Raw genomic sequence first — 20676 nt, 5'->3', positions numbered from 1 at the left:
TTTTCCATATAAATTTACAACCGTAAACCAAACACTCTACTCTATATGGCACTTGCAAAACAGTATGTAAAAAGCAAGCCTACAATTTGCAAAGTAACGTTTACGCTGCCTGCTGACGCCGTTAATGGTGCGAAAGCGGTTGCTTTGGTTGGTGATTTTAACGGCTGGGATGCGTCGGCTACGGCTCTGAAGAAACAAAAAGACGGTTCATACAAAACAACGGTTGAACTTCCGGTAGGTCAGGAAACGCAGTTCCGCTATCTGATCGATGGTGAAACCTGGTTGAACGATTCGGAGGCCGATAAGTACATTAGCAGCGGTGTTTCGTCTGACGAGAATTCGGTAGTTGCTTTGTAACCGGTTTTTCGGAAACAGCAGAGAAAAACACTACAAAAAAGAAGCCCGACCGTAGTATGGCCGGGCTTTTTACGTACCCTGAACTTATTGATTTAAACTAAATAACCGCCGGATTCACATTTTGGCTTATCAGCCCACTGCCGCACGGGCGGCCCCGTTTAGCTGTGGGCTGATAAACATATACTTCAGCGGTTATTTAGTTTAAACCAATAAGCCCGTGGGTACGGCTACTAAACCGTAAAACTGTCCGACTCGACGTAGGCTTTGATCAAAGCGGTTTCGCCTTCCTTGCCCGGATAGGCATTGCCGTGTTCCATACCCCAGATAAAATCCTTGTTTTCGGCCTTGCCTTTTTCGTATACGTGCTTGAAAACGTTTTTGTAATTGATTTCGCCCGTTGTTGGCTCCTTCCGGCCCGGATTGTCGCCGATCTGAAAATAGCCGATTTCGCTCCAGCACCAGTCGATATGCGGAATGATATGCCCTTCGTTTTTCTGCATGTGGTACACATCGAACAGGATTTTGCAGGCCGGACTGTTGACGGCGCGGCAAATCTCGTAGGTCTGGTCGGAAGTGCGTAAAAACAGATTTGGCGTGTCGCTCAGCGGTTCCAGCACCATCGTCAACCCGTTGGGGGCCAGAATGTCAGATCCCCGGCGCAGCGCGTCGATCACATGGCCGGTTTGGATACCGATGGGCAGATTGCGCTGGAAATCGCCGGGAACCACCGTCATGAATTTCGCATTCACGCGTTTGGCCACCTCGACGGCTTTTTTGCAGCCGCTCAGGAAAATGTCGATGAACTCCTGTTTGCCAGCGGCAAGCGTATTTTGTCCGTTCCCGCCTTTATCGACCACAAAAACGCCCATTTTCATACCCAGCCGGGTCATTTCCTTCGCGATTTTCTCCTGCTCTTCCACCGGACGACCCATCATGCCGTTGTCTTCCAGGGCGGTAAAACCGTTGTCGGCCATGAACTTGAGCTGGTCGATCACGTCTTTCCCGGCACTGTTCGTAAACATCCCGAAGTGGGGAGCGTATTGTAATTTGAACTTATTTTTCACCACCGTCTGCGGTTGTACAGCGTTCGTACCCGCCAGAGCAGTTCCGGCAAGCGTTGCACCGACAAAGCCTAACGTTGATTTCACAAAATCGCGTCGTTGAATCATGATAAAGGAAGGTTCTATTTTTTCTTTAAACTTGATAAGTAATCCACCAAATCGACCAGTTCCTGCGTAGACATGTTTTCCTGCAAACCGGCCGGCATCATCGAGGCATCCATTTGTTTCATGGAAACAACGTCGCTCATTTTGTAATCGCTCACCACGCCACCCGGAAACTTCATTTGCAGGTCGGTTTCGGTTTTGCTGGAAATGATCCCGGAAACCGTGCTGCCATCTTTGAACTTGACCTCAAATCCTTCGTAGCCGAAGCTAACCCCCGCATCGGGATACAAAATAGAAAGGTATTGTCCTTCTTTCGGCAGCTTGCTCCCAATTTCGGACAATTTCGGGCCAAAATCCATGCCTTCGCCGTTGATCTGGTGGCAAATCGAACAGTTCGTCTTGAAGACATTCAACCCTTTGCTGGCGTCACCGGTCATGGCGAGCAGGTCCGGAATAGCGGGCAGTTTCTTGCCTTCTGCGCCTTTGGCACCGTCGAGGTAACTGGCGGCTTCCGTCCGGACTTTCTTCCGCCAGGTGTTGCTAACACCCTGAACAGCCGCCGTTTTGTATTCCGGTTTAATCTGGCCGGAACGCAGCAGCGACAGAATCATTTCTTCCCCGTCGTTGCTGCCGCCAATGGCACGGGTGGCTTCTTTCCGCAGCAGTGTCGGGCGTTTTTCGTCCAGTGCAATGGTTTTCAGCATTTCGAGCGACTCTTTGGTTCCCACCCAGCGCAGAGCCGACACCATGTTGATGGCGGCTTCCGGGTTGCTTCCATTCAGGATTTCCCAGACCTGCTTCCCACCACCCTGCTTCAGCAATTGACGGGTGGCGTCGCGGCCCACAATGTCGTTGAACTGCTTCTGACTCAGGGCCAGCAAGCGCGGATTTTCGGCTGCGGGTTCATACCGGCTCACCATCTCCATGTATTCGGGCTTGCCGTAGGTTTCGTCCAGCAGTTTGGTCAACGACGCCATCGCTTCCGGCGAATTTTTGACGAAGTTCTGGTCGAGATGGCGCAACGCCAGTTTAGTGATCTGTACGTCGTTCGGGTTGGTTTTCAGAATACTCAGCAAAGCGGTCGATTTTTCGGTTGCCCCCGGATTGAAATCGAAGGCCCGGAAATACCGCAGGCGGCTCGTCAGGTCGGTTTTCGAATCACCCGCCAGACTGGCCAGCAAGGGCACCGACTCTTTGGTACGGGCCCGCCAGACAATGTCTTTGCCAGCATCGGTAGCCACCGGATTCGCGCCTGAGCGTTTCAGCCAGGCGGCATAATACGTATCCCATTGGCCATCAGCCCCAATGCCGAGCGCTTCCAGATACCAGCGGTCTTTGCCATCGTGTTTGGCCGCCAGTTGCGCCCACAAATCCGGTGCTTCGGGCGATGGGTTGCGTCGCAGGGCAATGGCACATTCCCGCCGAACCTGTGGGTCCTGATCGTTCACCAACTGCTTTATGTACGGAACAATGTCGGTTTTCAATTCACGAGCCGCCCGCAAACCGGTGATGCGCAGATTCGGATCACTTTCTTTCAGCGCGGTTTCGATGTATTTTTTGCCTTTACCGTCCAGCTTGCTCAGCAACCAGAGGGCGCGGGCTTTCATGCGTGGGTCGGGTGACGTTTTGTAGAGTTTCGCCAGGTCTTTTTCGGCTTTCACACCCAAGTCGTGGAGTTTGTTCCAGGCGGCATAGCGAATCGCCATGTTCGGGCTTTGCAGCGCTTCAACGGCTCCGGCCGTCGTAGCCAGATCGACTTTCGGTATTTTGTACGGCGTATTCGGTGGGGCCACGCGATAGACCCGCCCCCGGTTTTGATCCCCCGCCTGGTGACCACCCACACCGGGATCGTACCAGTCGGAAATGAGCAGCGAACCATCGGGGGCCACGCACACATCCGAAGGCCGGAACCACTGGTCGCGCACGCCTTCCAGCAGCGGCACGATGGTGGCTTTGTAGCCCGCGCCGTCTTTCGTGACCGGATACGACCGAACGATATTCGGCCCCGCGTCGCAGTGAATCATCTGACCCTGAAACACTTCCGGCAGCAGTTTCCCTTCGTATAGGATAATGCCGGTGGGCGAACCCGCGCCGGTTTGCAGCAAATTTGGCACCACGCCGGGGTCGTTGAGGTGCCAGTGTTGCAGCGGGATGGTGGCCTCCAGGTTGGTGCGGTTTACGCGCCAGCCCGCGCCGGTCATTTCGTCGGTATAGCCGTAATTGCCATATTCCATCACATAATTGATCCGAACGCCCTTGTTGCCGTCGTCGTCGTTGTCCGACTGCCACATGGTTCCGTACGAATCCAGCGCGACTTCGAAGTTGTTCCGGAAATTCTGGCCCAGCACTTCCATGTCACTGCCGTCCGGGTTACACCGGAAAACCATGCCCTGGCGGTAGTTTTTGGTATCGATTTCCTTGCCGGTCGTGCGGTCGAAGATGGCTTTGCCGTCTTTGTCACGGATTTGCTTGCCTTCGTTCCCGAAATTGAAATACCATTTGCCATCGGGTCCAAATACGAAGGAGTGCATTCCGTGGTCGTGGTCGGCACCACTCAGTCCGGTAAACAGCAGTTCTTTTTTATCGGCTTTATCGTCGCCGTTTTCGTCCGTAAACACAAACACATTCGGGCTATCCGACACAATGACCTTGTTGCCCTGCACCCAGACGCCCAGCGGAGAAACCAGTTCCGGCCCATGGTAAAACGTTTTGGTGACATCGGCCTGCCCGTCGCCGTTGGTATCTTCCAGAATCAGAATCCGGTCGCCTTCGGGGCGGGTGGGGTTTCCGCTGATGTTGGCGCGGTAATTATACGCTTCGCAAACCCAGACGCGGCCCCGGGCATCGACATCAATATTGGTCGGATTCGTGAGCATCGGCTCGGCAGCAAAGAGCTTGGCTTCCAGACCCGGCGCTACGTTGAGACTCCCCACCGCGTATTTCGGATCGTGTTTATCGTCGTCTGATAAACCGGCAAATAAGCGGTCGAGGTATTCGCTGGAAGCCTGATTGAGGTTGTCGTTTTGCCAGGCGCCGACCAGGACGCCCCCGACGATCAGCCCGGCCGTAGACCAGGCCAAAGCCCGCCGTGACAGCCGGAAAAAAGAAGAGTAACGAGTTGAGTTCATAAACGACCCGTAAGGTTTGTAGGGGTTGGAATAAAACGTGTAAATGTAGCAATAAAACCCAACTATTACTTGATAAACTCCCTGATCCCGTCCGTGGCAACGGTTTTCAGGTTTCCCGCATCGTCTTTGTAAATGAGATAGGCATCCAGTTCACGGTGTTGGGACAGAAACCGCCGGGTTTCGGCCAGGCCCATCACCAGAAAAGCCGTCGCAAAAGCATCGGCGGTCATGGCGTCGTTGGCAAAAACCGTGGCACTCAGCAACGCATCGGGTTTGGAGAAGCCGGTTTTGGGGTTGATGATGTGGCCGTACGTTTCGCCGGTTTGCCGGTAAAAGTTGCGGTAATTACCAGACGTCGCCATCGCCCGGTTCGCCATCCGAACCGACGACTGTAGCCCACCGGGTCGCACCGGGCTTTCGATCCCGACATTCCACCACTGCCCGGGGCTGCGCTCACCCCGGCAACGAACCTCCCCGCCCACTTCCACCATGTAGTGATCGATGCCGTTTGACTCCAGAAAAACCGCCAGCACGTCGACGGTGTAGCCCTGTGCCAGCGCGTTGAAATCCAGCCGGACGTTCTTTTTAAGTTTTTTTACAGAAACCGCATTGTAATTTATATACTGAAAACCAACGTATTCCAGCAATGAATCCGCATTGGGCAGCCAGGGTTCGCGAGATTTCTTGCCTTGTTCATAGGCTTCGACCAGCGGTTTTACCGTCGGATCGAAGGCCCCGTTGGTAATCCGATATACTTCTTCGGATTTTTTGAGAACGGGGAAAAAATAAGGGCGTTGAAACCGGTGCGACTCGGATTGATTGAACTTCGAAATCTCCGAATCGGGGCGGTAGGTGGAGAGGCAAAGATCGATTTCGGTGAGCAGCGAATCGACCGTTTTTTTAAAATTCCGCTGGCGTTCGTCGCGGTATTTGATGTGGTAGGTTGTGCCCTGCGCTTCGCCCGCCAGACTGACCATTGGAACCTCCGCCGACCGCTGAAAAGCAGGCGGCTTGCCCCAAAACGGGACCAGCACGATCAGCCATACCAGTCCTTTCATGCGTTGTTTCGACTATAAATGGTGCTTCGTTTTGTAGGCATTCAGTTGCTCTGTCACGCGTTGATCGTCAATATTCGCACTTTTCAGGTAGATAAACGCTTTTTGAGCCAGGAAATTATTGTCACTTTGCAGCAGACCGGCAATGATCCGACCGGTTTCGCGATCAGAAACGCGGTGTTGTCTGAACAAATCCAGAATATTGGTCAGGAGTTCGCCATTGGCCGACTTCAACGCATTAGCCAGAGCGGTTTTCACAGAACCGTTGAGATGAGGGGCTTCTTTCAGTTTGGCAACGATCAGATTTTTCAGGCTGTAATTCGCCCTGGGGTATTTTTCGAACAGCAATTGCTGCAACGAATCAGATTTCAGTTCGGCGGGACTCAAGGCGTGGATGGCTCGTTCGGCGAGGTTAAACCGGTTGTTGTCGATGAAACTCAGGACGGTAGTTCGCAGCGCGGGCGTCAACCCGACCTGCCCGCGAATGTGGTTCAGCGCCCAGATTTTATCGCCGGAATCGGGGCTTTCCAGCACCTTTAGCAGAAAACCGGGTGACAACCGTTTTTCGGTCAATTTGATCACTTCCTTTTGCGCGGCACCGTACACAAAATGCCACATTTTGTAGGTTGTATACACCGCCCCTTCGACCACGTAATCCAGCACATTTTTCGAAGTCGCCGACGACACCGCATCCAGTCCTGACGCAACCGCATCCGCTTTCGGCACCAGTTCTTCGTACGAAAAGTTGGCGAGTGGCGAAAACGGATCGGCCAGCAGGTCGTTCAGTCGGGCGTATTCGGCTGGTTTGAACGGTTCGTGTTCCGTCTTGCTCAGAAATTCTCCTTCCGGGAGTTCATACCCCAGATACCGCCCGGTGACGTTCCAGTAGAGCACAATATCCAGCAACCGGCATTTGTTATCGAAGCAGACACTCGTTTTGATTTTCCGGAAATACGAAACCGGGTAGCCTTCTTTCGACCGAATCTGAAACAAGGTATCGTTGCCCGCATCGTCTTTAAACTGGCTCACAAATGCCTGAATCGTATCCGGTTTTAGCTGAATCGTTTGGGAGTGGAAATAGCGAATCCGCTCACGACTGTGCGCCCCTAAAGTCGAACGCGACCCCGGCCCTAAAGGGGACTTGGACACCGAATTGATAGGATGCAAAAAGTCCCCTTTAGGGCCGGGGTCGCGTTCGACTTTAGGGGCAGCTAGCGACATTCTTGAACAAGCCAAAAAAAGGATTGCCACTATGATAACCGCGTTGAGTAAACCAACTTTGAACCAATTTCGCATACTAAAAATCACCCTTTTTGAGCCGAAACCGGCACGATTCCGCCGTGTTCTTCAATCAGTTTCCGGAGGTCTTTCATCGACACCTCCAGCGGTGTTTTGTTCTGCAAATTGGCTAAAACCGCAGCGGCTCCGGCGGCCTGACCCATGCCCATGCAGGATGCCTGCACCCGGAGCGCCGAATTCGCCAGCCGGTCGCTGCTGACCATCCGCCCGGCCACCAGAAAATTCCGGCTGTTTTTTGGCACAAGCGCCCGCAGCGGCACCGTCGGCACTACGCCTTCTTTCAGATGGTCGGGAATGACGCCATTTTCGTCGTGGACGTCGATGGGATAATACGAATACGAAACCGCATCGTCGAATACTTTCCCGGTGACGTAATCTTCGTGGGTAATTTTGTAATGGCCGTCGATGCGGTACGTTTCCCGAACGGCGGTTTCGTTCTGCACGTCCGCCAGCCGGATTTTCTCACAACCGGGCAGCGTTCGCAGAAACCGCAGCGTCGTTAACAGCGACGACCGCCCTTTCAAATTCGCCACCGTATGGGTCTCGGAGGTTGTCGAATCGGCTCCCATCACGTGCTGGATGTTGTCACCGGCGCTTTTCAACAGGCCCACAATGTTGTTCCGAAAGTCGGTTTTGACGAGTTCGCCCTTCTGGATCGCTTCTTCATACCGCCCCTTAATGAGCTTTAAATCAAGCGATTTAAAATCGTAGCCTTCCAGCCGGAACATCAGTGTTCCGGGTTGCGTGACCGATTCCCGCAGCAGTGGAAAACCGGCCAGCGAAGCCGCGTAGGCGTTTCCGGTACAATCGATCAACTGGTTGCAGACAATCTGCGTGCTGGTTCCTTTCCCCACGGTTTGAACGGTCCAGTTTCCTTTCTGAAACGTTGCGCTGGTAGGTGTTTCATAAAACCGGATTTGAACGCCCGCGGCAATAGCTTTTTCCTCGATCAGCATGGCGTACAACTGCCCGTTTAGCCGCACCTGATGGCGGGGGTGGTTTTTGCCGTGGGGAATCGAAAAATCCGGCAAGGTATCGTCGTTCAGGGCAACGGCTTCCTGCACCATTTCCCAGCCGATGCCGCCGATGACCTGTTTGCCCCAGGCAAAAAAGATGCCCGGATAATTCACTCCGCCGGTCGTAGTCGTGCCGCCGAGCTGACTGCCGTTTTCGACCAATATCGTTTTGCGTCCGGCCCGGGCCGCCTGAATGGCCGCCACCACGCCCGCCGTGCCGCCCCCGATCACCAGAATGTCGGTTTTCAGCGTTTGCTGAACCAGTTTGTAAGGCTCACTCAGCCGTTCGCCTTTGGACAAGGTCGGTACGGCCATCCCGAAGGAGAGTGCGCCGAGCGAGGTTAATGCCGATCTTCTTTTTATTTTTTCCATGTTTTTCAGGTTTTCGGTTCACAGTTTTCGGTTTTCGGTGGCTGACGCATGCTTGCTGACGCCCGAAATAAGAAGCGTAAAAGAACGCGTCAGCCACCGAAAACCGTAAACTGAATACCGTAAACTAAGGTCAATATCCTAAATTCTGATCCGTCGCCGGGTTCAGGGCTTTGTTATAGTTCATTTCAGAAACCGGGATGGGCCACAGGAGGTGTTTGTCGGCGACGACTTTGCCTTTGGCCGCCAGAATCACGGCTTTGGCGGTTCCGGTTCGTTTCAGGTCCAGCCAGCGTTTTCCTTCCAGTTGAAATTCATAACTCCGCTCTCGTAATACCAGATCAACGAACGTCGCAGCGTTGTAATCGGCCAGTTTGAAATCCACCGTCGACGCCACGGCGGGGGCTTTGCCGAACGCCCGGCGATGCACCTGATTCAGCGCTTCCATTCCGGCAGCCGTGGGGCCGTTTCCGGCTTTGGCCGATGCCTCGGCATAAATCAGCAACACATCCGAATAACCGTAAACCGGGTCATCGTTGCCCGCGCCGTTTTGCCCAACGGCGGCCTGGTCGATAAACTTCGAACTCACAAGCGTGTTGGCCCCCAGTCCAAAGTTGATCAGATCCCACATACTCTTGCGGAGATCACCGGCATCCCAGGATTTGTAATAGGCACTGGTCACATCGACGTAAATCACATACGCGCCCCCGAAGTTGAAAAGTTTGGTATCCGGGTGGTTGCTGATCCAGAGCATATAATTACCCTGGCCGACCTGACGCATGTATTTCAGGTAAAAAATCTCCTCCGATGTCGACACCAGATCCGGCCCAAACACCTTGGTTTGAATGTCGTTTTTGGTGGCCACCGGCACCAGCGAAAACAGGTTGGATTTCATCACTTCTTCGGCTTTGTCGCGGGCTTCGGCAAATTTCCCCAGTTGCAGATTGACGTCTGCCAGCATGGTTTTGGCGGCCCATTTGGTCGGTCGGCCCACCTGAGCCGGTTTTTCCGGCAGGTTAGTCTCAGCCTCTTTCAAATCACTCAGAATCAAGGCATACACCTCATCGGCGGTGCTTCGTTTCAGGTTGATATCGGTCATGTTGCTTTCCGTCCGGATCGGAACACCGCCCCAGTTGCGCACCAGTTGGAAGTAGTTGAACGCCCGCAGAAACTTCGCTTCGGCGACGTACCGATCCACATCGGCTTTGCTGATCGCCGTGCCGGTGGGTGCATTTTTAATCACCAGATTCGCGTTTCGAATGCTGAGGTAAAACGAATTCCAGAAACCGGATACCCGCGAAATATTGGCGTCGTTGAAGCCCTGAAACTCGTGCAAAGGAGCCCAGCTTCCGCGCCCGGAGGCATACTCGGCCTGGCATTCGAGCGTGGCTTCGTAATTGGAATACATGGTGCTGCGCAGGGGTGAAAAAACGGCATTCACCGCCGTTTCAACATCGCTGGCCGTGTTAAAAAACGTTTCTACCACAATGGATTTCGGCGCTTCCACCAGCGCGTCTTCGCAGGCCGTCAGAAGCAGGGGTATCGAGAGGAGAAGGAGTATCTTTTTCATAGCTGTTTCAATTTTGAATGAGTGAATGATTGAATGAGTGAATAAATCCATAAGCAGCGTTTCCCCATTCTATCATTCACTCATTCTATCATTCAAAATTAAAATCCCACCCGCACGCCGACGGTGACGGATTTGGAGGATGGATAACTGTTGAAATCAAAGCCCTGATTGGTCGAGTTGGCTCCGCCGTTGGAGTTCACTTCGGGGTCCCACCACGAGTAGTTGGTCAGCGTCAGCAGGTTCTGGCCGCTGGCATAAACTTGTGCGTTCCGAATCCAGTTGACACCCCAGGTTTGCAGCGGCAGGTTGTAGGCCAGTTGAATGGTCTTCAGCCGCAGGTAGGAGCCGTCTTCGATGTAGCGGTTCGACACACTCGTCCGGCTGGAATTACTGATAATCGGATATTTCGCGTTCGGATTGGTGGGCGACCAGTGGTTGTAAAAAACCTCCTTCGGCATGTTCAGACCAAAACCGTAGTCCATCGTGTTGACAATCGAACTGGCGTTGAACAGGTCGTTGCCCTGAACGCCTTGCAGGAAAATGGTCAGGTCGAAGTTTTTGTAGCTCATGGCCGAATTCACGCCGAACGTAAACGTGGGATTCGGATCGCCAATGTAGGTTTTGTCCTTGATGCTGATGGCACCGTCGCCATCGATATCCTTGAATTTAATTTTCCCTTTATCGTCATAGCCGTCTTCGACATAGCCCCAATACCGCCCGATGGGCTGTCCTTCGCGCAGAATATTCGTCACATCGTTGATCGCAACGACACTTACGGTTCCACCCAGAATGTCCTCACCCCCCTGCAACTTCACCACTTTGTTGCGGTTCAGGGAGAGGTTCGCATTCAGATCCCACCTGAAAGCGCCGGTAAAAACCCGGGCATCGACACCCAGTTCGAAGCCTTTATTCTGAACCTGTCCCACGTTCTGAATCGTGCTCGTAAAGCCCAGCGACGACGGCAGAACAACGGTATTGAGCAGATCGCGGGTATTTTTGATGTAGTAATCGAGCGTAAACGTCACCCGGTTTTTCAGAATTCCCAGATCAATTCCGACGTCCTTCTGTTCCGTGGTTTCCCATTTCAGATTGCCGGGCAGGCGCGTTCCGGGCGCAAACGTATTGTATAACGCATTGTCGTACACGGTTTTGCCCGACGAAAGCTGGTTCAAGGTCGCATACGCGCCAATGGCCTGGCTGCCCGTCAGCCCCCAGCTCGCCCGGAATTTCAGGTCCGAGATGACAGTGTTTTCTTTCAGGAAATCTTCGTTGGAGACGCGCCAGGCAAAAGCCGCCGACGGGAAAAAGCCCCACTTGTTGCCTTCGCTGTATTTGGACGAACCATCGCGCCGAAAACTCGCGGTCAGTAAATATTTTCCATCGAAACCGTAATTGACGCGCGCCAGATACGAGAGCAAAACCGACTTGGAATAACCGGAATTGGGAATGCCCGGCGTAATGGAAGCACTCAGGTCATAGGTGCCAAAGATGTCGCTCAGGAAACCATTCCCGCCCGCAGACAGGGAGGTATTTACAAAATCCTGGTAGGTAAAACCGGCGACGGCCGACACCGAATGTTTCTGAAAGCTTTTGGTATAGCTGATCGTATTTTCGCTCAACAGGCTGGTAATCTGATTGGTGCTAACACTGGCCACACCCGCCGAGTTTACAAAATTACGGGTGCGGTACGAATCCGTGCGGTCATCGCGGTTTTCGATCCCGCCCGCAATCTTGATGGTCAGATCGGGAATGGGGCGAAAAATCAGGGCCGCATTCACCAGTGCCAGATTTGCCCGGATCTGGTCGGATTGTTCGTTGATAAAATTCAGCGGATTGATCAAATCCGTCGCCACAAAGGGATACGAAGTGGCCAACACGCGATACGTGCCGTCATCTTTGAAGGGCGTCAGCGTCGGCGGGGCCGAAATCGCGGCTGAGATCATCGAGTTTCCCCGGCTCCCTCCCCCACTGTCTTTGCGGCCCGTGTTCAGGCGGGTCAGCGTGCTGGAGAGGTTGACACTGAACTTCTTACTGATTTCGTGATTGACATTGGCCCGCAGTGAATACCGTTTGTAGTCACTGCCTTTGACAATACCGGCCTGATTGAACACACTCCCCGACACCGAAAACTGGGTTTTCTCATTGCCCCCGCTGATGTTCAGGGCCGACGTGGTCATGGGTGCTTTCTGAAACACCAGATCCTGCCAGTCGAACCCCTCGCCAAAACCGTCGATCTGCGCCTGCGTGAAATAGGGTGTAAGTTTGTCGTTGACCGCCTGTTCGTTGTAAAACGTTGCGTATTCTTTCGCGTTCATCAGATCCAGTTTTTTGATCAGCTTCTGGCTGGTGTAACTGGTCTCGAAATCGACATTGGTTTTGCCGGTTTTTCCGCGTTTGGTGGTGATGATCACGACGCCGTTGGCGCCCCGCGAACCGTAAATGGCCGTGGCTGAAGCATCTTTCAGAATCTCGATGCTTTCAATATCCGAGTTGTTGAGGGCCGTCGGGTTGCTGCCCGAAATCGGAAAACCGTCCACGACATACAGCGGTTCGTTGCTGCCCTGAATGGAGTTGGTGCCCCGAATCCGAACGCTGACACCGGCCCCGGGTGCCCCGGTATTTTGTAAAACCTGCACGCCAGCCGCCCGGCCCGACAACGCCTGCAACACATTGCTGTTTGGAAAAGCGTTCAGTTCTTTGGATTTGACCTGCGATAACGAACCGGTCAGATCGCTTTTTTTGACGGTTCCGTAGCCCACCACAACCACTTCCTCCAGGCTTTTGGTATCGACTTTCAGATCAACCGCCAGATCCGAGCGGTTTCCAATCGCCACTTCCTGGCTCAAATAACCGACAAAGGAAAAAACCAGGGTTGTGGCCTCATCCGGGACATTGAGTTTAAACCGACCGTCGGCGTCGGTGCTGGTGCCGCGCGTCGTGTTTTTGACCACCACACTTACGCCCGGCAAGCCCTCACCTTTTTCGTCCGTCACTTTTCCGGTAATGGCGCGATCCAGCGGTTTTTCAATTTCGGTCTGGGTGCTTTTTGGTGAAAACCCGGGATTGATGGCGGGCGAAACCGGCGGTTTGCTGAGCAGAATCTGCTTCTGCCCCACGACTTCGTAACTAACGGCTGCGTTGCGGAAAAGCTGATCCAGCACAGCGGACAAAGGCTGGTTGGTGACGTTGAGCGACACCCGGCGGTCGGCCTGAATCTGCTGCGGGATGTACGAAAACGTCACCTTCGCCACCTTTTCGATTCTGGATAAAACAACGCTAATTTCTTTATTCTCAATCGACAGCGTAACGGGTTGTTCCAGCAACGCCTGCGCGCTGACGGTTTTGGCGTAGGTAACCCCCACGACCAGAAACGTGCAAATCAGTTGGGTAAACGTGATACGCATAAGGGTAAGGACGAATGCGTGAGAGATTCGAGGTAATTTCATACCTTTGGATGTTTTTGTTTGAGGATTTAGGCAAAGACAACGAAGCCCTGCACATCTGAAAAGATGCGACGGAACACGATCCGGCGGCTGGGGCTTGATCCGGTCGGTGATGCTTGGACCCATCGCCGACCTTCTTTTTTGGTTTTTAGTTTACGGTTTTGGGTTTATGGTTTAGCGTTTTGGGATGATCGTTAGGCCTAATGGCTTGTATTAAATTTCATTGACTTGTGCTTTTGCCCCTAAATTCCCTAAAGGACGGTCGGCCGCTTCCGGACTTTTAGCATCCGGTTTAAGCTGTGTCCAAGTCCCCTTTAGGGGATTTAGGGGCAACCCGGCCCGGAAATGACAATCTGGGCGTCAATCACTTTGTAGCTGGCTCCCAGCAGTTTACAAATGATGTTTAATTTGTCGTACAGGTCTTCCTGCTCCAGCGAGGTCGTAATGAAACAGTTGCCCATCACCTCTTCATCATACACCACATCGACGCCGTATGTTTTTTCAATGGCCGTCATCAGCACCGAGATCGGCGCGTTCTGAAACGTGAAGGTGGGGAGTTCGGTTTTCTGAACCAGCACGGCTGGTTTTTCCACCAGCGTTTTCACCAGCCGGTGCTCCAGATCGAGGTAGGTCACCTGCTGATTGGGCGTCAGAACTACGCCAATGGTTTCGGGGTCGGATTTGGGCCGGGCCGTCGTCGCCAGCGTTGGAGAATAGACCGATACGCGCCCCGTTCGAACGGAAACCGTAATGTTACGATTGGCCGCGTTGGCCTTGACGCGAAAACTTGTCCCTAATACTTTGGTAATCAGATCGTTTGAATACACCAGAAACGGCTGATGCGGATTTTTCTGTACCTCGAAAAATGCTTCGCCCGTTAGGGTGACCTCCCGGTTTTGGCCGGTGAACGTGGCCGGGTACCGGATTTTGCTGCCCGGTTCCAGTGTCACGATACTCTGATCGCTCAGGGTGATTCGCTCGGGACGGGCCGAGGTGTTGGTCTTTTCAAGAAAGGCCGGTTTTGCCTCCGAAATTCCGAACGGTTGTGTCGGTACGGTAGCGGTTTTCCAAACCCGGAAATACCAGCCGAGGCCCATCACTACCGCCAGAACCGCAGCGGCTGCCCAGTATGGCCTGAAATTGATCTGCTTTACCGGTTTTGTTTTCAGCGTGCGCTGGCTCAGGCCCTGCCAGTTTCGGGCCAGCAGTTGTTTCTTCTCATCAGCCGTGGCGGGCAATTCCACCTCCGTATCCAGCGACGCATACCACTGGTCGATCAGCGCCCGCTCCTCGTCGGAGCAGTCGCCGTTCAGGTATTTGGCCAGCAATTCCTGGTATTTTGCGCTATCCATCGGGCTGAGGGGTTCGTTCAAAAGGCATAGACGGATACCACCGGAAAATCCCTAAGGTCAAACGCGATTTTTTTAGATTTTTTTGCAGGATTTAATTTTGATACCCTTAAAAAGCGGTTTGGGTTAACCGGAATGCCCCTACAAAATGGGTCATCCCTACGGGACTCATTTCCCTATGAAGGGACATGGTTTCTACAAAATAAACCGTCCCTACGGGACTCATTGCTTTACAAACGGACGCCTTTGCTACAAAATGAACCATCCCTACGGGACGGATGGCGCAAGCACATCCACAAAAAACCAAAACAATCCCGTAGGGATGACCCATTTTGTAGAAACCGGCACCCGCAGAAAAAACAAAACAATCCCGTAGAGATGACCCATTTTGTAGAAACCGCACCCGCGAAAAACCAAAAACAATCCCGTAGGGATGGTCCATTTTGTAGAAACCGGCACCCACAAAAAACCAAAAACAATCCCGTAGGGATGGTCCATTTTGTAGAAACCGGCACCCACAAAAAACCAAAAACAATCCCGTAGGGATGACCCATTTTGTAGAAACCGGCACCCACAAAAAACCAAAAACAATCCCGTGGGGATGGTCCAGTTTGTAGAAACCGCACCCGCGAAAAACCAAAAACAATCCCGTAGGGATGGTCCATTTTGTAGAAACCGCACCCGCAAAAAACCAAAAACAATCCCGTAGGGATGGTCCATTTTGTAGAAACCGCACCCGCGAAAAACCAAAAACAATCCCGCAGGGATGGTCCATTTTGTAGAATCCGCACCCGCGAAAAACCAAAAAAAATCCCGTAGGGATGGCCCATTTTGTAGAAACCGCACTCGCGAAAAACCAAAAACAATCCCGTAGGAATGGTCCATTTTGTAGAAACCACATCCACAGGAAAACCAAAAACAATCCCGTAGGGATGGTCCATTTTGTAGAAACCGCACCCGCAAAAAACCAAAAACAATCCCGTAGGGATGACCCATTTTGTAGCAGGGCCGACGTTTCGGGATTTAGGAGCAAAGAAAAAACACCACCCAAACCGCGACGAAATCGCGCAGGTTCTGGCGGAGGAAGGACGTGGAACGGGAAAGGTGGTATTCGATGGCTTTTTCGGACAGTTCCAGCCGCTGGGCAATTTCACGAATCGACAGTTGTTCAAACCGCCGAAGGATGAAGACCTCGCGGGTTTTCTCGGGAAGCTGCGCCAGCGTATTCTGAATGGCTTCCGTCAACTCGTTCAATTGGACGGTGTCGGTGGTCGTAAATGTTTCGACCGGAAAAAACAACCGGAGCTGGTCGAGGTAGTGTTCTTCCAGGATATTTCGGCGGATGTAATCCACCATCAGGTTTTTGAGGGTGATACCCAGAAAAGCCGGCAAGTTCAGGATGCGGAGGGAGTCGCGCTTCTGCCAGAGCATCACGAACAATTCCTGCGCCAGTTCTTCCGCTACTTCCTTTCGCCGGAGTTTTCGGTGCGCCACGACGTACATTTTATACCAATACCGCTCATACAACGCCCTGAAAGCCTGCTCGTCATCGTCGCGGAGCAGGGCTAACAATTCGCTATCGGTCAGGGCTTGGCAGGACATCGAGCTGGAGATTTATTACCAAAGTTGTAACAAATCTCCAAATATTTCAAAACGCGGCCTGTTTTTAATTTTTCAAAACCGGGTCGCTACTTCATCAAAAGCAACGAATCAATTGCACATGTACTAAAAAAGCCGATTCAGTTTCGCTTCGTAATACGCCGGAAGGACCACAAAAAACCGGGACGTGTACAACCGCTGCCAATCATAATGCATCAGCGCACTTTTCAATTCCGGCCGATAGCGCTCAATTAATTCTTTATTGCCGGACAAAAGCACTACCCAGCAGGCGAACAACGGTTCGCGCATGTGTTTGTCTTCGTAGCCACGGGCGGGTGACAGCGTATTCCACTCCCGAACCTGCCTGAGCGCTACGTCGAGCGTCGTGGCAATGTCGGGCTGCGGTTTCCATAGCGTATTCAAAACCCGCCAGTTTTCGGTAAAGGTCAGGTCGTGAGCGTTGTCGAAGTTTTTGTAGCGCGACAAATGCAGAGCGGCCCGTTCGGCAGTCGCGTTCAGTCCTTGCCGGAATTTTTCGCGCCGTTCTGAGTTGTCTTCCATCTCGACCAACGCCTTCAGCATGGCTTGTGAAATCCCGGTGATCCAGAATTCATTTTCGGTTTTATTACCTTTTTCCGGATTGACGGTTTCGTACGGAATACCTAAGGCGCACAATTCCAGCCGGTTCATCACATCGCCTTCGGGAATTTCGTTCAACCGCTGGTGGTAGCCGTCCAGCCAGTGCTTGTTCTTCGTCACATCGTACAACGCCCGGTAAATAAACACCAGCCGGACCGAAATCCGACAGCCTTTATCAGTCAGGTTGCCACGAAAACCGTACCCCTCCCGGTCGCATGGCAACTGCCAGTTTGTCTTTTCCAGGGCATTGCCCACCGTTTCCATCCGATTGATCAGGCGTTTTTGTTCCGTCGCGTCGGGGATGCCACTTTTGATGTATCGCCAGATGCCGTAGAACCACGGCCCGGTCTGGTCGTCGGAACCGGCGACGTGGTGACTCTTTCCGTCGGTCGAAATGCCCCGCGCAATGAAACCGGGGACGCTTCCAACGGTGGCCAGCAAAACCAGGCCATCGGCCACCTTGCGGGCTGCCAAAGCGTCCTCTTTTTTTCGGGTTATTTTCCAGCGGTTGCACAATCCGTCGAGGTAAATTCCATTGAAAAATGCTCCGTTTTCGATGGGCGACCACCACGACAACCCATTGGGTTTATCAGACTGACATTCTTCCGGTGTTGGAATAAAATTGTTTCCATCGCGACCAGCGTAATCGTACAAAATACCGGTTTGCGGACTCATGAACCGCTTTTCAATTTCCTGACCCGCCCGTTCAATCTGGTGCCTGAGGGAATCATCGGACGGCGAAACCGACCGATTTTGGGCACAGGCGGGGCGGAAAAGCAAGATACCGATCACCGATAAAACCGTCGTAAAACCCATTTGAAAAGACGGAATGCCATTTTTCATCATAAACCGTTTAGGGATGCTGAAGCCGAAACCAGACGGCTTCGGCAGGAAAAAATTGCGAATAATAGAGCTTGTCAGCCCGGACATTTGCCAGGGCACCCCGGATTTCGGCCCGATGCTGTTCCACCAGCTTCCGGTCGGGGGCCATCGTGACAATCCACGCCATCCACAGCGGTTCGCGGACGAAGCCGAGTTCCTGATTCCGGCGCGGAGACAATTTCACCAGCTCATTTAACTCCGTTTGGGAAACGTCCAGCGCATCCTGTTCGCTGTGTTGCGGTTTCCACCATCGGTTCAGCGTCCGCCAGTCGTGCAGGAACGTTTTCGGATCGTTGTGATCAAACTGATGCCAAAGTGTGATTCCGCTGGCGGCACTGCGCGCACTGGCATTCAGCCCGTCTTCGTAGGCCTTTCGCAGAACCGGGTCGCGTTCCATTTCCCAGAGCGCCCGAACGTCCACGGTGCTCGACACGCCCGTCCAGCGAAACTGTTTGGGAACGTCGAATTTCATGCCTTCCGCACAGATCTGGAGTCGGCTGCGTTGGGCGTCACCGCCCACTTCACGGGCTGCTTTCTGATAAAGCTGGTCCCATTTGGCGTCGCCGGTCAACTGATGCATCGCTTTCAGAATGAACAACAAGCGGGGCGCGCCTTCCCAATTGAAGGTCGCAAACGAGTTGCGGTATTTCGACGGCGAATACGACATTGTCGGCAACCGCCAGTTGTTGACTTCCAAAGCGTTGGCGACTTCCGTCATTTTGGCAATGATCTGACGGCGTTCGGGCGGGTCGGGCATACCGGTGTCGAGGTAACGCCAGAGGCCGTAAAACCAGGGTGACGTCTGGTCGTTCGATCCCATCGCCGGGGGTGTTTTGCCGTCCGTGGCAACCCCGCGTCCGATAAAACCGGGGGTGTCGCCAATCGAAGCCAGAAACAGAAGCCCCTGCGCCAGTCGTTTCGCCTTTTGCCGGTCGGCTTCATTCCGCCGGTGCATCCAGCGCTGGCAAATGCCGTCCAGATACAAGCCATTAAACATCGAACCGTTTTCAGTCGGTGTCCACCAGCCCAGCGCATTGGGTTTGTTCGCCCGAAACTCGGCCGCCGTCGGACGGTCGAAGTGTCCGTTGAAATCCGCAAAATCGATCAGAATGGCATGTTCGTCGATAAACCGTCGCCAGATTTCCTGGTGCGCTTTTTCAACGTTCAGGCTGTCGTTCGCTTCCAAGTGTCGGTTTTCTACTTCGGAAAGCGTACCGGTTTTTGGCTGAAATAAACTGAATACCAGCAGGATCAATCCCGTAAAGCTAAAAACCGTTTTTTGCCGGAATTGCCTCATTTCCAGTCCGGGTTTTGTTCCAGTTTGGGATTCGCCCGGATTTCATCCAGCGGAATCGGGTAATACCGGTGTTTGGGTTGGGGGGCGCGGGTCGGATACACTTCGTTGACCGCTTTCGGAATCACCGTCAGAAACGTATTGGTGCGGGTCAGGTCATACCAGCGGTCGCCTTCGGCAAAAAACTCCCAGCTTCGTTCCTGCAAAACCGCCTTGATAAAGTCATCTTTGCTCAGGCCAGGCTGGAGATTGGCTAGCCCCGCCCGGTTTCGAATCGCGTTGAGGTATTGGTAGGCCGTTGCCGTCGGGCCATTCAGCCGGGCTTCCGCTTCCGACGCAATCAGGTACATATCCGCCAGCCGCAGCATCGGTACGTTGTTCCGGCCTTTTGCGCCGACCGAGTTTCGATCCATGTATTTTTTGATCAGCACACCTTTCACGGTGTAGGGCGTAATTTCCTTCTGCGGAACCACTTTCCCCGCGACGCTGACGAAGCTGGTGTCCAGCAATTGCCGCCGTTTGTCGGTGGGACTAAACGAATCGAAAAACGCCTGGAAGGCAAAAATGGAGCCAAACGTCGTGTTTCCATAGTCCCGGCTGGCGCTGTTGGCAGGTCCGCAGAATCCCATCAACGTCGTACCACGCGCCCGGGTGGCGTTATCGCCTTCAAAGGCAAACATGTTTTCCTGCCGGGCCGCATCTTCTTTTTCGACGTCGAACACATCCAGGACATTCGGCATCAGGGTGTATTTCCCGGAACTAATGACCTCGATTGATTTTGTTTTGGCGGTTGTCCAGTCTTCGGCATATAGAGCCGCTTTGGCGTACAGCCCGATGGCCACTTCTTTGGAAGCCCGCCCTTTAACGGTGGAAGCCACATACGACGGCAGTCTGGCAATGGCTTCATCCAGGTCCTTGAAAATCTGTTTATAGACCTCGGCTTTCGAACTTTTGGCCACCAGCGCGTCCGATTCACTCTGGCTGGATGCAGTCCGGATGACGACGTCTCCGAAGTTTTTTGCCAGGGTAAAATGATAGAACGCCCGCAGGAACAGGGCTTCGCCCACAATGGCATTCCGGCGGTTGGTTTCCATCGCGATGGCCGGCACCCGGTCGATCACCCAGTTGGCGTTTTCAATGCCTTTGTAACAGAATTGCCACAAACCGTAGGGACTTTCGGCGGTTCGGCCAAAGCTTTTCGGTCCCGAATAATCGGTATCGTAACTATAAACCGCAAAGACGTTGCGCCCAACCACCGGTTTCACCCAGAGCTGATCCCCGGCAAAATCACCGGCAAAGACAATGGGAGCCTGGTCGAACAGGTCGTTGATCGACCCGTAAGCCGCCGTTAAAGCCGCTTCGGCGTCCTGCGCACTTTTGTAAAAATTGGTCGTGATGACCGACGAATACACGGTTTCGTCTAATTCCTGGCAGGCACTGGAGCAGAAGCCCGCCAAAACCGCCACCAGAATGGATGTTGAAAAAGATCGTTTCATGGAAGTCAGGGAGT

General features: G+C 53.2%; 14 protein-coding genes. 1 reads left to right on the top strand and 13 read right to left on the bottom strand.

The features are described 5' to 3' along the window. The first annotated feature begins 45 nt into the window (after positions 1-45). A complete protein-coding gene (locus tag ACO064_RS24495; RefSeq protein WP_114409159.1) occupies positions 46-357 on the top strand; it encodes an isoamylase early set domain-containing protein in 312 nt (103 codons plus the stop codon). A 230-nt stretch (positions 358-587) separates the two neighbouring features. Here ACO064_RS24495 and ACO064_RS24490 read toward each other — a convergent pair whose 3' ends face one another. The 13 genes from ACO064_RS24490 to ACO064_RS24430 all read right to left on the bottom strand — a co-directional run bounded on the left by ACO064_RS24490 (position 588) and on the right by ACO064_RS24430 (position 20662). Beyond that, on the bottom strand, positions 588-1523 hold the full coding sequence (locus tag ACO064_RS24490) for a hydroxypyruvate isomerase family protein (protein ID WP_421831062.1): 936 nt from the start codon (positions 1521-1523) through the stop codon (positions 588-590). Positions 1524-1540: 17 nt separating this feature from the next. Beyond that, positions 1541-4651 carry a PVC-type heme-binding CxxCH protein gene (locus tag ACO064_RS24485; protein ID WP_421829835.1) on the bottom strand — a complete coding sequence of 1037 codons (3111 nt, stop codon included), beginning with the start codon at positions 4649-4651 and terminating at the stop codon, positions 1541-1543. A gap of 65 nt (positions 4652-4716) precedes the next feature. Next, positions 4717-5709 (bottom strand): FAD:protein FMN transferase, encoded by a 993-nt coding sequence (locus ACO064_RS24480; RefSeq protein WP_421829834.1) that lies wholly within the window; start codon positions 5707-5709, stop codon positions 4717-4719. A gap of 12 nt (positions 5710-5721) precedes the next feature. Beyond that, entirely contained in the window at positions 5722-6927 is a 1206-nt protein-coding gene (locus tag ACO064_RS24475) for a hypothetical protein (RefSeq protein ID WP_421829833.1), read from the bottom strand. Positions 6928-7010: 83 nt separating this feature from the next. Beyond that, on the bottom strand, positions 7011-8393 hold the full coding sequence (locus tag ACO064_RS24470; RefSeq protein ID WP_421829832.1) for an FAD-dependent oxidoreductase: 1383 nt from the start codon (positions 8391-8393) through the stop codon (positions 7011-7013). 130 nt (positions 8394-8523) lie between these two features. Next, the gene (locus ACO064_RS24465) at positions 8524-9960 is read right to left on the bottom strand and encodes a RagB/SusD family nutrient uptake outer membrane protein (protein ID WP_421829831.1); all 1437 of its coding nucleotides are present in this window, start codon (positions 9958-9960) and stop codon (positions 8524-8526) included. 98 nt (positions 9961-10058) lie between these two features. Beyond that, entirely contained in the window at positions 10059-13364 is a 3306-nt protein-coding gene (locus ACO064_RS24460) for a SusC/RagA family TonB-linked outer membrane protein (RefSeq protein ID WP_421829830.1), read from the bottom strand. Between the two features lie 362 nt (positions 13365-13726). After that, positions 13727-14755: a FecR family protein gene (locus ACO064_RS24455; protein WP_421829829.1), complete on the bottom strand. Its 1029-nt coding sequence runs from the start codon at positions 14753-14755 to the stop codon at positions 13727-13729. Positions 14756-14861: 106 nt separating this feature from the next. Further along, complete coding sequence (locus tag ACO064_RS24450; protein ID WP_421829828.1) at positions 14862-15674, bottom strand: hypothetical protein; 813 nt, start codon at positions 15672-15674, stop codon at positions 14862-14864. Between the two features lie 101 nt (positions 15675-15775). Then, complete coding sequence (locus ACO064_RS24445) at positions 15776-16354, bottom strand: RNA polymerase sigma factor (RefSeq protein ID WP_421829827.1); 579 nt, start codon at positions 16352-16354, stop codon at positions 15776-15778. Between the two features lie 123 nt (positions 16355-16477). Beyond that, positions 16478-17836 carry a hypothetical protein gene (locus tag ACO064_RS24440; protein ID WP_421829826.1) on the bottom strand — a complete coding sequence of 453 codons (1359 nt, stop codon included), beginning with the start codon at positions 17834-17836 and terminating at the stop codon, positions 16478-16480. A gap of 7 nt (positions 17837-17843) precedes the next feature. Beyond that, a complete protein-coding gene (locus ACO064_RS24435) occupies positions 17844-19169 on the bottom strand; it encodes a hypothetical protein (protein WP_421829825.1) in 1326 nt (441 codons plus the stop codon). Continuing rightward, positions 19166-20662 carry a RagB/SusD family nutrient uptake outer membrane protein gene (locus ACO064_RS24430; RefSeq protein ID WP_421829824.1) on the bottom strand — a complete coding sequence of 499 codons (1497 nt, stop codon included), beginning with the start codon at positions 20660-20662 and terminating at the stop codon, positions 19166-19168. Before ACO064_RS24430 ends, ACO064_RS24435 begins: the two co-directional genes overlap by 4 nt. Between the last annotated feature and the right edge of the window lie 14 nt (positions 20663-20676).

The organism is Larkinella sp. (assembly GCF_965227735.1).
Taxonomy (GTDB): domain Bacteria; phylum Bacteroidota; class Bacteroidia; order Cytophagales; family Spirosomataceae; genus Larkinella.
This window is presented reverse-complemented; position numbering and strand designations above follow the sequence as displayed.